Below are 15,368 nucleotides of genomic sequence, written 5' to 3'. Positions count from 1 at the left end.
CAATGCACTGCTGGTTTATCACGTTCACCATAACCATATTTAATTACAGGGGGAGCATGATAAACCACACCACCAAAGGAATAGAAAATACTGATAAAATAGTGGTCATAAAACTTCCCTTTGCCAACAGTGAACTATCCCCGCCATATTGATTGCGAAGCATAACGAGATTACTGGCAACAGGCATTCCGGCAACAATAACAGAAACTCCTAATATCATTTGATCAGTGATAAAAAGGCCAAACAGCAACCGTATTACCAATGGGATAAACAACAATTTCACAATACTCATTAAATATAAATGCTTAATATTGAAGACAGATTCCACCGAAGTGGCAGCAAGCGTTGAACCGATTACAATCATGGCCAGCGGCGTAGTAGTCTGTCCTATCATGCCGACAGCTTTACACACTGTGAATGGTAAATCTATATGCAGAAAATAAATCAATATGCCCAATAATGAACCTATTACAGCAGTGTTTAATGTATCTTTCAAGGCAAATTTTTTTTCAGTCACACCATGACTGACTAAATAAGTACCATAAGTAAATACAACCATGTTATAAACAAAAATAAAAATTGATAAATAGAAAATAGCTTTATTCCCATACACAGCCTGCACTACGGGAATTCCCATGAAACCGACATTAGAAAATGTCAGCATGGCCTCATAAAGCTTTGCTTGAGGTGCTTTTATGCCGAATGCAAAACAACATAATTTAGAAAGTAAAGGTAACGTAAAATAAAGCACAATAGCAGCACCAAATACCCACAGTACTGCTGCCTGTGACTCGTCATGCTGCATGTTGACCACGGAATCGATAATGATTGCCGGACACATTATGCTTATAATTAATTTGGAGAGGTATTTATTGGACATTTCATTCATAATACCGGTTTTAAAACAGACAAAACCAAGCAATGTCAACAGTATCAAAATTATCATTTGATCTATAATTTGCAGCATATCAGCAATGCTCCTTATCAGTATTCAGTATACAATAAAGAATACTGATAAACCCATGCGGTGTCAAGGAAAATTATTTATAAAATCATCCAAAAATAAAAAAATATATCATTGACAAGTATATTTGTGCATAGTATACTTATCACAATAAAATGAACAAAGACGTTCTGATAGATTTACTATCAGGGCGTTTTTTTTTATCATTTCAATTACACTGTAGAAAGGGTGGGAGAAAATTGTTTAATTTGTTCAATATGCATAATTCTGATACAACTGAATTAAATACCAGTGAATTTAATACTGTTATTGATGTAAAAAATGTGTTTAAGACATTTAAAAAATTGCATGTTCTTCAGGAAGTCGACCTTTCTGTAAAAAAAGGTGAAGTCGTGACTATAATAGGTCCGTCAGGAGCAGGAAAAAGTACACTTCTGCGCTGCATAAATCAATTGGAAAGTATCGATAATGGAGATATTTGCTATAATGGCCGTTCAATAGTGGATAAATCTTCCGATATTGATACTATTCGTCAAAAAATAGGTATGGTTTTTCAGCATTTTAATTTATTTCCACATCTTACAGTTATGGAAAACATTACACTGGCACCAATAAATTTATTAAAAATGTCTAAAAAAAATGCTGAAGAAATTAGTATATCACTTTTGAATAAAGTAGGTCTGGCTGAAAAAAAAGATGCGTATCCAAGCCAGTTATCAGGCGGACAAAAGCAGCGTATCGCCATTGCCCGTTCATTGGCAATGAATCCTGATGTAATGCTATTTGATGAACCTACATCAGCACTGGATCCCGAAATGGTCGGAGAAGTACTGCAGGTAATGAAAAATCTTGCCAAAACCGGAATGACAATGATCATTGTAAGCCACGAGATGGGATTTACGCGTGAAGTAGCCTCCAATGTAGTTTTTATGGATTCTGGCAGAATAATCGAAAAAGGCAGTCCAAATTATGTATTTAATAGCAGCGATAATAAGCGTGTAAGATCCTTTTTACAAAAAGTAATTTAATAAGTTAAATGCTGTTAACGTTTTTTTTACCAGTCTTCTGTATTCGGAGTTTGGAATTCTGTATACAATAAATAAAGAGGTGGAGAGATGTCAATTTTAGATGTGTTTTTTAAATACAGTGATATGTTTTGGGCTGGAACAAAAATGACTATCAGCATATCGTTTTTTTCGATTATAGGCGGTCTTATCATCGGTATAATTTTGGCACTGATGAAAATCAGTAAGGTCAAAGGCCTTCGCTGGATATCCAATGCTTATGTTGAATTAATCCGCGGTACACCGGTTTTAGTTCAAATTGCCATTGCTTTTTTTGGCTTGCCGATGCTGGGTATCAATTTACCGTCGATTGATATAGGCGGGGTAAGCATTGATCGAATGCTTTCCGGTATAATGGCACTTACAGTTAATACCAGCGCATATATTTGTGAGATAGTGCGCAGCGGGATACAGTCAGTTGAAAAGGGTCAAATGGAGGCAGCAAGATCACTTGGATTTAATGGCCATTCTGCAATGCGTTTGGTTGTATTACCGCAGGCGATAAAAAATATACTGCCTGCATTGGGAAATGAATTTGTCACAATAATCAAGACATCATCGCAGGTTTCTGTGATTGGCATGGCTGATCTTATGTACACTGCCAATACGATACAAGGAATAAGTTTTCAGCCGATGCCGCCATTGATTATAGTCGCAGCCATTTATTTTATAATAACATTTACTATTTCTTATGGTGTCAGATTTATGGAAAGATATATGAGTAAAAGCAATTAATATTTATGATTTTGTCAATAAAACAGGGGTGAATGGTATGAAAATCAAATTGAAAAAAATGGTATTTTGTATTATGGCAACGCTGCTGACAGCATTTATGATCACCGGCTGTAGCAACAGCGGTGGTAGTACCGGAAGTGGTTCTGGTGAGCAAACAGCAAACAAAACAGGCTTGATGCAGTCAATCAAGGATAAAGGCGTTCTTGTCGTAGGTACGGCATCTGGTTACCCGCCATATGAATTTGTCGATACAGCCAGCAGTGATCATCATGTGGCAGGAATTGACATGGCTTTAGCTAAAGCTATTGCCGACAAATTAGGCGTAAAATTAAAAATTGAAGATATGAGCTTTGATGCTCTTCTATCTTCATTGACCGCAGGAAAAGTTGATTTAGCCATTGCCGGTATAAATCCGACTGATGAAAGAAAAAAAACTGTTGATTTTTCCGATATATATTTGACCTCGCACCAAAAATTGCTGATAAGAAAAGAAGACGCTGATAAATTTAAAGCATTAGATGACTTCAATGGAAAGACAATAGGCGCAGAAAAGAACACTACGCAGGAAAAACTGGCTAAATCTGAAATGCCAAACTCCTCTTTGGTAGCATTGGACAAAGTCCCAAGCCTTGTACTTGAATTAACTAATAAAAAAATCGACGGCATCGTTGTCGAAAGTATCGTGGCACAGCAGTATCTGACCGCTAATCCTGATCTGACTTTCAGTGATGCAGCGTTCAAAAACGATAATAAAGATACAGCACTTGCCGTGACAAAAGGTAATGATGACCTACTAGAAATAATAAATGAAGTTATCAAGGAAAATAAAGACAATGGCAATTTTAATAAATGGATTAAAGAATACAGTAAACTTGCCAATTCTAATGCACAATAATGATACCTGCATTGATGCAAAGCCAATTTGATCAACTTGTTAAAAATAAACTACAGATGGGAAGTATAAATATGTTTGTCAAAAATTCCAGCGGAGTATTAAAAAAAGTTCTGATGTGCCGCCCGACATATTTACAGGCAGCCCCAATAAACGAGATTGCCGTACAGTGGTCGCATACGAAATTGAACCGTGTTATAATGGAAAATGAATATTTTGCATTACTTAAAGCTTATGAAAACAACGGTGTAGAAGTAGTTTCATTGGATGCAGGCGCCAAACGTCCTAATGCTGTTTTTTCACGTGATTTTGGTTGCTGTCTGCGTGAAGGATATGTTTTAGGTAATTTTAAAGAACCGATTAGATTTCTTGAAAAAGAAGCATATCGCAGAAAAATGGAGGAAATAGGCCTGCCTTTGATTGCAGAAGTAAAAGATGGTTTATTTGAAGGCGGCGATTTCTCATTTTTAGACGACAATACACTAGCAATCGGTATGATAGCTCGTACCGATACCAGAGGCATAGAAGAAATTCGTAATGGCATCAGTAAATATGATTACAAAATAGTGCCTGTCCCATGTGATACCTCTTATTTGCATTTGGACCTGCTGTTTAATCTGGTTGATGAAAAACTGGCATTGGTTTATAAAAAAGCTCTGCCAGAAGATTTTTTAAAAATATTAAACCAAAAAGAAATTGAAACAATTGATATCCCAGATGAAAAGGTATTTCAGCTGGGATGCAATGTAGAAGCTTTAGGAAATAAAAAAGTCATATCATTAAAAAGTAATAAATATGTGAATACCCAGCTGGATAAACACGGAATAAATGTTATTGAAGTCGATATAACTGAAATCGTAAAAGCTGGTGGCGGACCACATTGTATGACTTTTCCTCTAAGCAGAGAATAAACAATTATGGAGGAACTATAATGTCCAAACTGGCAACGGTCAAAAAAACTAAAAAACTTTCTGATCAGGCTTATGAAATTATAAAGCGGGCTATTATAAAAAATGAACTTAAACCTGGAGAAATATTGACAGAAGAAAAGCTTGCTGAACAGCTTGAAATCAGCCGAACACCAATAAAATCTGCATTGATAAAGCTTGTCCATGAAAACATTGCTACAGTCAACATCAATAACAGCATAGTAGTTTCCAATATAACTGCCCATGATGTACAGCAGGTAACCCAGGTTCGCCGTTGTCTAGAAGAATTAGCCGTATCACTTTTAAAAAATAATATAACAAAAAAACAGATCAATGAACTAAAAAAAATCGATGAAAAAAAATGTGAAGCTGCCGCAGAAAATAATTTTGAAGAATATATCGAAATGGATTATTTATTTCATATTAAGATCGCCCGGTGCACAAAAAATAATTTTTTAGCTGAAACAGTAGAATGGGTAAATACTATTATTAAACGGTATCTGATATTATCCGGAACACTATCAAAATATTGCCAAGTTGCAAGCCAGGAACACAAAGATATACTGGATGCAATCGAAACAGGTAATTTTGAGACAGCAATTCAGGCAATGTCACATCATTTGACCAACGTCGATCGCCGTATGCTCATACATTGATCTGCTCAAAGGCAGTTGATAAATATTGAATAATACACAAGAAAAAAACAATGATTTGTACAATGAGATCCTTGTGCTTACAAAAAAATTGGTTTCGATTTCCAGTATAAATTCTGCGGGGGAAGGCGAAAAAAAGATAGCGGCCTATATTAAAACCTATTTACGTGCTTTTCCATATTTCGAAAACCATCCTGAACAAATAATAATACAGAACTTGAAAAATGATAAATTAGGTAGATATAATGTTTTTGCTTTGATAAAAGGTGAAAAAAGCATCTCACAAGATACAATTTTACTGCACGGACACATTGATACAGTTGGTATTGACGATTATGGTTTATTGAGTAAGTTTGCATTTAACTCCGAAAAATTAATGGAAAAACTATCTGAACTCGATCTAAGCGATGAGGTCCGCGCTGATCTCAATTCCGGCGATTATTTGTTTGGTCGTGGTGCCTGTGACATGAAATCAGGCGATGCTGTATTTTTAGTTTTGGCTAAATGGTTCAGCACGCGCGTCAATGAATTCAGCGGCAATATACTATTATCATTTAATCCAGTGGAAGAAAATCTCCACACAGGTATGATTGACGGACTGGAAATTTTGACCGAACTAAAGGAAAAAGAAGGACTGAATTATTTATTTGCCATCAATAATGATTATATATGTCCGTTATATCCGAATGACAAGACTCGATATGTTTACACAGGTGCAGTCGGCAAATTACTGCCATGTTTCTATATTAATGGTAAAGAAACTCATGTAGGACAATGTTTTGAGGGTTTTGATGCATCAATGGTGGCAGCAGAACTTATACGCATAATCAATTTAAATTGCGATTTTTGTGATGAATATCGCGATGAATATACTTTACCTCCTTCAGTTTTGAAAATCAAAGACCTGAAAACATCATATAATGTGCAAACCGCTGTTTCAGCTTTTATATATTTCAATTATTTTATCCATAATACATCAATACAGGATATCATAAATAAACTCACATCTGCGGCTAAACAAGCGCTAAGCAATGTACAGTCAGATATTAATAAACAATATAAGAAATTCTGCAAAATTTCCGATATCGACTATCAGCCATTTGAATATGAACTGCAGGTTTTAACTTATGATGAACTATATACTGCAGCACAGAATAAATACGATGGTGATATAAATAAAATTTTGGATAATATATTAGCTGATTGCTTGGCAGATAATACAGATAAACGTGAAATACCATTGAAAATGACGCAAAAACTCTTTGATATAGCCAGAATAAAAAATCCATCGGCAGTATTATTTTTTGCCGCACCATACTGTCCACATAATACTATCCACGAAGAAAAACCGCAGCAAAATGCACTCTATACAAAACTAAAAAACACCATTAACGAGTTTGCTATAATATCAGGCGAAAAGTATGAAATAAAACAATTTTTCCAGAGCTTATCAGATAGCAGTTATCTATCAATAGATGACGATGATGCCTCAATTGATAGTTTACTAAAAAATTTTCCTGCATTCAGTATACTGCATCCAATACCGCTGAAAAACATTAAAAAACTTGCTATTCCAGCTATAAATTATGGTTGTTTTGGTAAAGATGCACACAAATGGACCGAACGTGTATATATGCCATATTCTTTTGGTGTATTACCATATTTTATTGAATATACAATAAAAAAATTTTTGAAATTCTAATAATAAAAGAGGAATTTGATATGAATTTATATGAAAGATGTATGAGAGTAATGCCACCGATAGCTAAAAGAGCAACAACTATGGGAGTGGTAAAAGGTGAAGGATGCTATCTTATAGATGAAAACGGAAGAAAGGTATTGGATTTTGCCAGCGGTGTTGCCGTATGCAATATAGGGCACAATCACCCCAAGGTCGTCAGCGCAGCAAAAAAACAGATAGATTTACTGATACATGGCGGACACAATGTTGTATATTATGAAAGCTATGTAAAGCTCGCTGAAAAATTAGTTCAACTATCTGGTGGAGATACCATGGTATATTTCAGCAATAGTGGCGCTGAAGCTAATGAAGGTGCAATAAAACTTGCCAAATATGTTACAAAGCGTCAGGCTGTTATAGCATTCAGAGGGTCTTTTCATGGACGTACATTAGGGACTATATCACTGACATCATCTAATTCTGCTTATCGCAAAAATTACGAAGCGTTGCTGCCTAGTATTTATTTTACAGAATATCCTAACTTATATCGTACGCCATACAAAAAGGGAGATGGCCCATATCCTAAAGAGTATCGTGAATGCTTAGAAAGATTATTTGAAACATTAATAGATCCTCATTGTGTCGCCGCAATTATTATGGAACCAATACAGGGTGAAGGCGGATATATCGTACCACCAGTCGAGTTTATGCATTATATACGAGAAATCTGTGATAAGTATAACATTATGCTGATTTTTGACGAAATTCAAACAGGTATGGGACGTACCGGTAAATTATTTGCCTACGAAAATTTTGGTGTACGCCCCGACGTTTTTACTTTGGCTAAAAGCATTGCATCAGGATTCCCACTCAGCGCAATTATCGGACGTAAAAAATATATGGAGAAATGGCCGGCTGGAGCACATGGCGGTACCTTTGGTGGCAATCCGGTAGCTTGTGCAGCAGGACTGGCTACATTAGATGTGCTGATAAATGACGGTATGCTGGATAATGCCGTCAAAACCGGACAATATATGAAAAATAAACTTTCCACACTGCAAAAAAAATACCCGGCAGTGATTGGTGACGTGCGCGGCATCGGATTAATGCTTGCCATTGAAATAGTACAAAAGGATGCCATACCTGATGCAGTACTGGCAGCCAAAATAAAAGAAAAAACATTGGAAAAAGGATTATTGTTATTGTTATGCGGTACGTACCATAACGTTATCCGCTTTATTGCCCCGACAATAGTTACTAAAAAGGAAATTGATTTTGCGCTAGATATTCTCGACAAAACAATAGCTGAAGAATTACAAAAGTAATGCTCGAAAGGAAAATATTGTGAAAATAGTAATTGCTGATTATCCTGACGTTATTAAACGCAATCTTGATTATGAAAAAGCCATACTGCAAAAGCATATACCTGATATCGAAATTGTAACTTACAGTTATGTTGATAAGGCCGAATTTTATAATATAATCAAAGATACAGATGCCTTATTGACAGCTTTTCTGCGAATAGATGCCGTCGTTATGGATCAGGCACCAAAATTGAAATGTGTTGGTTTCAATTCTACAGGATATAATTTTATAGATTATGACGAAGCAACCAGACGCGGTATAGCAATAATACCTATTGCCGAATACTGCACCAACGAAGTCGCAGATCATACACTGGCACTGATTTTATCCCTGAGCCGCGGAATCAAACACTATATAAATGATATCGACAAGAAAAAAAAATGGCAGTATCATTCAATATTATTGGAAAGATTGACTGGGAAAACTTTGTGCATATTCGGACTTGGCAAAATAGGCCGTGCTGTAGCTGAACGTGCTATGGCATTCGGTCTGCGGATAATGGCATTCGATCCGTTTGCCAATATGGCAATGGCAAAAAGACTTGGTATAGAACTAGTCGACGCTGATGCAGCCTGCCAAAATGCTGATATTATAACTAATCATATGCGGCAAACAAAAGAAAACTATCATTTCTTTAATAAAGACAGATTTGAAAAAATGCTAAAAAATCCTATTTTTATAAATACAGCACGCGGTGAATGCGTATGTGAGAAAGATTTAGTACAGGCATTGAACTCAGGACTTATAAGTGGGGCGGGACTGGATGTTTTAAGTCAGGAGAATCCAGATCTAGCTGACTGCGAATTAACAAACAAGACAAATGTTATAATAACACCGCATGCAGCTTTTTATTCAAGAGAATCATTGAATGATCTACAGCGCATTTCTTGTGAAAATGTGGCACATTATCTAAAACATGAATATGATAAAGTATTCAAAATAGTAAACTGGCAGGAAATAGCTCCCCTTGTCGGTAAAAATTTAAAAGAGGCGCAAAAATGAAAATATTGAGATTCCATGGTGAAAATATTGTTAATGGCGTTGGTTCATTGGCATATTTAAAAAAGATCACATATAAAAGAGCTATGGTTATAACCGGCGGTAAATCAATGTATGAGTCTGGAATAATCGACAAGATAAAAAAATATATGGAAAAACCAAACAGCACTCTTAAAATATATTCTGGAATAAGTAAAAATCCTACGAAATATCAAGTAAATGCAGCATTAGAAACAGCAAAGCTTTTTAAACCGGATACTTTTATTGCCGTTGGCGGTGGATCTCCACTGGACGCTACAAAGGCAGTACTATTATTTTATGAATTTCCCGAACTTAACTTTGATAATGTATTTGATAAAACATTGCCGATTGAAAGGAAAAAGACCAAATTTATCGCTATACCCTCGACATCGGGCACTGCCAGCGAAGTTACGCACGTATCAGTAATAACTTATCCTGAAGAAAATTTAAAATTGGCAATAAAAGCAGAATGTCTGCGCCCTGATATAACAATACTTGATGGCAATATCACCATGAGTCTGCCACCGCATATAGCGGCCCAAACCGGTATGGATGCTTTGACCCACGCACTGGAAAGTTATATTAATACAGGTGGTGATGATTTCACCGATGCACTAGCTAAATCAGCAATCGAAGGTATTTTACACTGGCTGCCGATTTCCTGCAAACAAGGCACGCTTGAAAGCCGCCAGAAAATGCATGCTTTTCAATGTATGGCTGGCATGGCTTTTTCCAATGCTGGGCTTGGTATGGTCCATGGTGTTTCCCATGCCTTTGGAGGGATGTATAATCTGGCGCACGGATTGACCAATGCTGTCATATTGCCTTATTCTATGGATTATAATAAAAGGAGTATTGCAGTTGCCAAAAAATATAAAATAATATCACATGCAATAGACGGTGATATTATTGAAAAAGTGCGTGAATTAAGCCAAGAAATCAATATTCCAGCCTGCATAAAGGAGGCCGGTGTCGATGAGAAAGATTTTGTCAAAAATTATGACAAATTGGTAGAAAACGCCATGCTGGGTTCGACTATGGTCAATCCGATAAAAGTATCTGTTGATGATATGAAAATATTTATCCGCAACATATACTATGGAAATGAAGTAAATTGGGGATAATATATACTCCATTTTGCACTGTGACAATTAAGGCTGACTGCATCAAATAACAAAAAGGACTACCGCACAAATATTGACTCCATAACTACTGCTGTTTTCCTGCCTTTTCAGTGACAGATAAGATAAGGAAAATGTTACAGCATATTTATGAATGGAAATGCCTATGTACGGCAGTCCTTTTGTTATCAGTATAATTTTTCTACACTGAAAGCTTTATTGGTAACCTGTTGATTTTATTCTACCTTCAATAAATATAGATTCATAAAAATGAAAATATATTCATAAAAATTTTTTTCATCAAGATATGGCGCCAGTAAATCTATAATGGGCCCCTTGTCAAGACCACTTCGTAAATTTTTAAGCGTGTCATCAAACAAAGTAAGTCTACGCAGCAAAACTGCCGAAGTAGAAATCATTTGGGACCTTATAACCTAAGGCTTGGTGGGGGCGTATGTTGTTATAGTCATCTACATACGTGTTAATCAGCTGACGCAACTCTCTTGGTGAATGGTATTCGTTGGGATAGAGCTGTTCTGTCTTGAGACTACGAAACCATCGCTCAATCATGATGTTGTCAGCCCAGCGGCTTCTACCATCCATGCTTTGTCGGATATTAAGACTGTGAAGCAATGCCTTATAGTCATCGCTGGTAAACTGACTTCCTTGATCTGAATTGATAATGGCGGGAATTCCACACTTTTTTACGGTTTCCTTTACTGTATAAATGACAGAAGTCGCATCTAATGTGTCAGAGAGATAGTGTCCAACCAGCCGTCGGCTATACCAGTCAATGATTGCTGTCAGGTACATATGACCATGCGGCATTGGAATATAGGTGATATCGATAGACCAGACCTGATTAGGATATGATGCCGTATAATCGCGTAGCAGATATGGCACGATAGCCTCCTTGAAATTTCTTTTGGATAGATTGGACTTAGGATAAACGGCATAGATCCCCATTTTCAGCATTAACCGGCGCACAGTCTTACGACATACGGGAAAGCCGTCTTCCAGCAGCTTGATGATAATTTTACGAGATCCAAGATAAGGACATCTGGTATGCCAATGGTCGATACGCGCCATTAAAGACTCTTCGAATTCAACAGCTGTTGCATCCGGCAGGATGGCATTGTAATACAGGCCGGAGCGATTCAGCCTCAACAGCTCGCACTGACGACGTATGGAGAGCTCATTATCCCTTTGAATCATATTCTGGGATTTGTGGGATGGCTTCTCCAGCTTGGCAAAAGCAGTCCTGAAGAAAGTCGCGTTCCAGCGTCAACTGACCGATGGTCTTAAGCATCTGGTCGTTCTTTTTCTTCAGGTCATCCTCCTTTCTCTGAACGGCCTTACGTTCAGAATCTATACCAAAGGCGAGATGGGCATTTTTTAGAAAATCCTGCTTCCATTTTCGGACCATGCTCGGATTCAAGTCGTTCTCAGAACAGATAACATTGAATTCCTTATCGCCTTGAAGAATCGACAAAACCATCTTTGTTTTGAACTCAGCAGTGTACTTTTTTCTTGGCATGATAACAACCTCCTATTTTGTTACCTATACTATATCATGTGCTCTTAAAATTTTCAGTACTGGTCTGAATCCTTGGGTCCATTATAGTTCTTTAAAAAAAATTGTTTTTATGGCAATGCCGGATATTTTTTTTTCTATTAACCGTATAAAACTTTTTTCTATCAGCTCCTGATTATCCTTAGCAAAAAATAATGATGTTATTATAAAATCTCCCTTATTAAAGACTTCAAATCCATCGTTGAACCATTCATATTCCAAAATATCTACATTAGTAATTTCACGATTCAATCCATTTTTACCGGCTATTAATCTGAAGTTCCTAAAGATTGTAAGATTCATGACCTCATTTATTTGCAACACAAGTCATTCTCCTCTGTATTAGTATGCTACCATTATAATATATATTAATTTCTTTTTACAAAAAAAACGATTTGGAGCAAAGTTTTTCAGTTTGTATAAAAATAAGGTCAAATTTTTAGTCAAAAGCAAATAGAAAAAACTATTAACATAAATTATACTAAAAGAAACTAAATACGATTTTGATTTATAAAAGCAAAGGTGCTTGAAATAATGATATGATTTTATTTCAAGCACCTTTTTATTTTTAAGGAGATGACAATAATAATGGGAAAATTCATGAGCAATCGTTACAGAAATCTAAAACCGTATATTCCCGGTGAACAGCCAAAAGACAAAATTTATATTAAACTTAATGCCAATGAAACTTCACGTCCACCATCCCCCAAGGTACTCGAGGTATTAAAAAGTGACAGAATGAAACAATTAGGAATGTATACAGATCCACATTCCCGAGAATTAAAAAAAGCAGTTTCAGATACATTCGATGTATCAATGGCAGAAATTTTTGTTGGTAATGGTTCTGATGAAATACTTGGATATATTTTTCTGACTTTTTTTGAAAACAAGCATATATGTTATCCCGATATAACATACAGTTTTTATGCAACATTAGCATTAGCCTTAGATATAGATGCAGAAGAAATTAAATTAAAAAAAGATTTCACTATTGATATAAATCAATTTATAGAGACAAACCGTCATATAATTTTAGCCAATCCCAATGCACCTACCGGATATGCCCTTTCTATCAGAGAAATAGAAAAAATTGTAAGGTCAAAACCAGATAGATTAGTGATAGTCGATGAAGCATATATAGACTATGGAAATGAAAGTTCAATTCCTCTTGTAAAAAAATATGACAATCTGATGGTCATACATACTATGTCCAAATCAAGAAATCTAGCTGGTGCGCACATAGGATACTGCATTGCCAATAAAAAACTCATTGCTGATATAGAATCAATAAAATCAGTACTCAATCCTTTTAATTTAAGCGATATAAGTATGGCAGTAGGAACAGCTGCTATGCTCGATAGAAAATATCTACAGCAAACCGTACAGGCTGTAATTGAGGCAAGAATATATATAACAAATGAATTGCGTAAAATGAACTTTTATGTCTTAGAATCAAATACAAATTTCGTTTTTGTAAGCCACCCATGGTTAAGTGCTGAAGAATATAATATTAGATTAAAAGAACATGGTATACTAGCCCGTCATTATAAAAAACCGGACAGGATAAGAAATTTTCTTCGTATTACTGTCGGTACTATGCTCGAAATGGCAGCAGTAGTCCAAGCTACAAGAAAGATTTTATTAAGTCTGGCAGCATAATCTCATATATTAAAATAATATAAAAATACATTTTTAGCAAAGGCGCTTTTGATGAATAATCAGGGGCCTTTTTGTCTTATTATAAATAATTTATTAATAACAGAGGTGTTCTGCAAAATGGAATTAAACTATTCATTGATCATAACTTCGCTGCCATTACTTTTAGAAGGAGCACTGATTACAATAAAAATAACCGTATTAAGCATTATAATAGGTTTGGCAGTGGGATTGCTCTCAGGTACAGTACGAATTTCAAATATTAAATTTCTTCGCATTGCAGCTATGATTTATATCAATTTTATGCGCGGCACACCATTGTTAGTACAATTATTCTTTATATACTTTGCATTGCCACTGCTTACAGGTTTGAAAATAAGTCCTTTCTTTTCAGCAATTTTTACCTGTGGTATAAACAGTGGTGCGTATATTGCAGAAATTTTTCGAGCTGGTATCCAGTCAATAGATAATGGTCAAATGGAGGCTGGTCGCTCTCTAGGATTAAACTGGACACAAACTATGAAGTTAGTAATAATGCCGCAGGCATTTAAACGCGTTATACCGCCATTGGGTAATGAATTTATCGCTTTATTAAAGGACTCATCACTCGTTTCAGTTATCGGATTCGAAGAACTTACCCGCAGAGGGCAGCTGATCATAGCACGCACATATGGTTCTATGGAAATCTGGCTCAGTGTGGCAATTATATACCTGATCATGACACTTACCATTTCCCGACTAGTTTCATATATGGAAACAAAATTTGAAATAAAATAGAATCCCCTCACAGCTGCCCTCATAAATTTATTTTCTTATTTAAATCAGACATGATTTTATGTGGAATAATAATTCCATCATCATGGTTTTTATATTTAAAATATCTCGTCACTATCAGAAAACATCGGCAGATACGCAACTATATTTTCCTTCTTCATAGCAACGGCAATTTCACGATAAATAGGTATTTGATTAATTTCCCGCACAGCAATATACGGTGTCTTAATTGCTTTAGCTACAATCGAAGGCAGAATCGTAACCCCCTTTCCTCTACCTACATAACTAAGTAAAGATTCCGTCAAGTCAAGTTCCAATACAACATTAGGTATAACCTTTATACGGTTGCATGCTTTGCGTATAGATGCTCGGATTGTACACGGATCTTTATACAGCACTAATTTTTCCTGCAGCACAACATCCAAGAAACTGATCTTTTTCCGATGATACAGCGGATGTTTTACTGGAAAAACCACGTAAAGCGGCTCCGTCATAAGAGGAATTACTGCAACATCCTTCTGTGGTTCTGCGTTGGAAAGCAATACCATATCAAACTTGCCATTCTCAACACCTTCGACCAACTCTTGATTAGAAAGACAAATATCAACAATTACTTGATTTTTCCCTTTCGCTCTTAATCTCTCTATATATCTGGGAAGAAAATAAGTCACTAGATTACCTAATCCTCCAATACGCAGCTGTTGTAGAGTGCCGGAAATATTTCCGGTGAAACCATCCATATTGAAGGAGGATCCAGATATTTATAATAAGTTATTTTAGCAACTCCAATGTAAAAAGCTCTGCGATCAGTATTGATTCGTCAAAATACCATAAATACCTGCAGTTATGACCTTATCTGCAACAAGATCAGGCGGCATTAAAAAACGATAAAACTGAGTTTATTCAGTTGAATTGCATACACTGAATAAACTCAGTTTTAT

Annotated in this window: 16 protein-coding genes; 11 read left to right on the top strand and 5 right to left on the bottom strand. The window is 35.9% G+C overall.

What is annotated here, in order from left to right; all coding sequences use genetic code 11:
* Positions 1-43 precede the first annotated feature (43 nt).
* Complete coding sequence (locus F8M42_RS03730) at positions 44-967, bottom strand: AEC family transporter (protein WP_182188021.1); 924 nt, start codon at positions 965-967, stop codon at positions 44-46.
* Positions 968-1,221: 254 nt separating this feature from the next.
* Here F8M42_RS03730 and F8M42_RS03725 point away from each other — a divergent pair, with 254 nt between their 5' ends.
* The 9 genes from F8M42_RS03725 to F8M42_RS03685 all read left to right on the top strand — a co-directional run bounded on the left by F8M42_RS03725 (position 1,222) and on the right by F8M42_RS03685 (position 10,427).
* Positions 1,222-1,992, top strand: a complete 771-nt coding sequence (locus F8M42_RS03725; protein ID WP_182188624.1) for an amino acid ABC transporter ATP-binding protein — start codon at positions 1,222-1,224, stop codon at positions 1,990-1,992.
* Positions 1,993-2,079: 87 nt separating this feature from the next.
* Positions 2,080-2,763, top strand: a complete 684-nt coding sequence (locus tag F8M42_RS03720) for an amino acid ABC transporter permease (protein ID WP_182188020.1) — start codon at positions 2,080-2,082, stop codon at positions 2,761-2,763.
* Positions 2,764-2,800: 37 nt separating this feature from the next.
* The gene (locus F8M42_RS03715) at positions 2,801-3,658 is read left to right on the top strand and encodes a transporter substrate-binding domain-containing protein (RefSeq protein WP_229711434.1); all 858 of its coding nucleotides are present in this window, start codon (positions 2,801-2,803) and stop codon (positions 3,656-3,658) included.
* Between the two features lie 71 nt (positions 3,659-3,729).
* Positions 3,730-4,566 (top strand): dimethylarginine dimethylaminohydrolase family protein, encoded by an 837-nt coding sequence (locus F8M42_RS03710; RefSeq protein ID WP_182188019.1) that lies wholly within the window; start codon positions 3,730-3,732, stop codon positions 4,564-4,566.
* 20 nt (positions 4,567-4,586) lie between these two features.
* A complete protein-coding gene (locus F8M42_RS03705; protein ID WP_182188018.1) occupies positions 4,587-5,240 on the top strand; it encodes a GntR family transcriptional regulator in 654 nt (217 codons plus the stop codon).
* 25 nt (positions 5,241-5,265) lie between these two features.
* Positions 5,266-6,939, top strand: coding sequence for a M20/M25/M40 family metallo-hydrolase (locus F8M42_RS03700; RefSeq protein ID WP_229711432.1), 1,674 nt, complete (start codon positions 5,266-5,268; stop codon positions 6,937-6,939).
* A 20-nt stretch (positions 6,940-6,959) separates the two neighbouring features.
* The gene (locus tag F8M42_RS03695) at positions 6,960-8,243 is read left to right on the top strand and encodes an aspartate aminotransferase family protein (protein WP_182188017.1); all 1,284 of its coding nucleotides are present in this window, start codon (positions 6,960-6,962) and stop codon (positions 8,241-8,243) included.
* A 19-nt stretch (positions 8,244-8,262) separates the two neighbouring features.
* Positions 8,263-9,285: an NAD(P)-dependent oxidoreductase gene (locus tag F8M42_RS03690; RefSeq protein ID WP_182188016.1), complete on the top strand. Its 1,023-nt coding sequence runs from the start codon at positions 8,263-8,265 to the stop codon at positions 9,283-9,285.
* The gene (locus F8M42_RS03685; RefSeq protein ID WP_182188015.1) at positions 9,282-10,427 is read left to right on the top strand and encodes an iron-containing alcohol dehydrogenase; all 1,146 of its coding nucleotides are present in this window, start codon (positions 9,282-9,284) and stop codon (positions 10,425-10,427) included. The genes F8M42_RS03690 and F8M42_RS03685 overlap by 4 nt, the downstream gene beginning before the upstream one ends.
* 384 nt (positions 10,428-10,811) lie before the next feature.
* Here the strand turns inward: F8M42_RS03685 and F8M42_RS03680 are convergent, their stop codons facing one another.
* The 3 genes from F8M42_RS03680 to F8M42_RS03670 form a co-directional block, all read right to left on the bottom strand.
* Positions 10,812-11,639, bottom strand: a complete 828-nt coding sequence (locus tag F8M42_RS03680; RefSeq protein ID WP_182185463.1) for an IS3 family transposase — start codon at positions 11,637-11,639, stop codon at positions 10,812-10,814.
* Positions 11,623-11,961, bottom strand: coding sequence for a transposase (locus F8M42_RS03675; RefSeq protein WP_182185465.1), 339 nt, complete (start codon positions 11,959-11,961; stop codon positions 11,623-11,625). The genes F8M42_RS03680 and F8M42_RS03675 overlap by 17 nt, the downstream gene beginning before the upstream one ends.
* A gap of 81 nt (positions 11,962-12,042) precedes the next feature.
* Positions 12,043-12,321 carry a PucR family transcriptional regulator ligand-binding domain-containing protein gene (locus tag F8M42_RS03670; protein WP_182188014.1) on the bottom strand — a complete coding sequence of 93 codons (279 nt, stop codon included), beginning with the start codon at positions 12,319-12,321 and terminating at the stop codon, positions 12,043-12,045.
* 264 nt (positions 12,322-12,585) lie between these two features.
* On the opposite strand from F8M42_RS03670, the gene F8M42_RS03665 reads away from it, so the two are divergent.
* Positions 12,586-13,656 carry a pyridoxal phosphate-dependent aminotransferase gene (locus tag F8M42_RS03665; RefSeq protein WP_182188013.1) on the top strand — a complete coding sequence of 357 codons (1,071 nt, stop codon included), beginning with the start codon at positions 12,586-12,588 and terminating at the stop codon, positions 13,654-13,656.
* Positions 13,657-13,773: 117 nt separating this feature from the next.
* Positions 13,774-14,430 (top strand): amino acid ABC transporter permease, encoded by a 657-nt coding sequence (locus F8M42_RS03660; RefSeq protein ID WP_182188012.1) that lies wholly within the window; start codon positions 13,774-13,776, stop codon positions 14,428-14,430.
* 95 nt (positions 14,431-14,525) lie between these two features.
* Here F8M42_RS03660 and F8M42_RS03655 read toward each other — a convergent pair whose 3' ends face one another.
* A complete protein-coding gene (locus tag F8M42_RS03655) occupies positions 14,526-15,167 on the bottom strand; it encodes a LysR family transcriptional regulator substrate-binding protein (RefSeq protein ID WP_182188011.1) in 642 nt (213 codons plus the stop codon).
* Between the last annotated feature and the right edge of the window lie 201 nt (positions 15,168-15,368).

It is taken from the genome of Pectinatus frisingensis, from assembly GCF_014076555.1.
GTDB lineage: Bacteria > Bacillota > Negativicutes > Selenomonadales > Selenomonadaceae > Pectinatus > Pectinatus frisingensis.
This window is presented reverse-complemented; position numbering and strand designations above follow the sequence as displayed.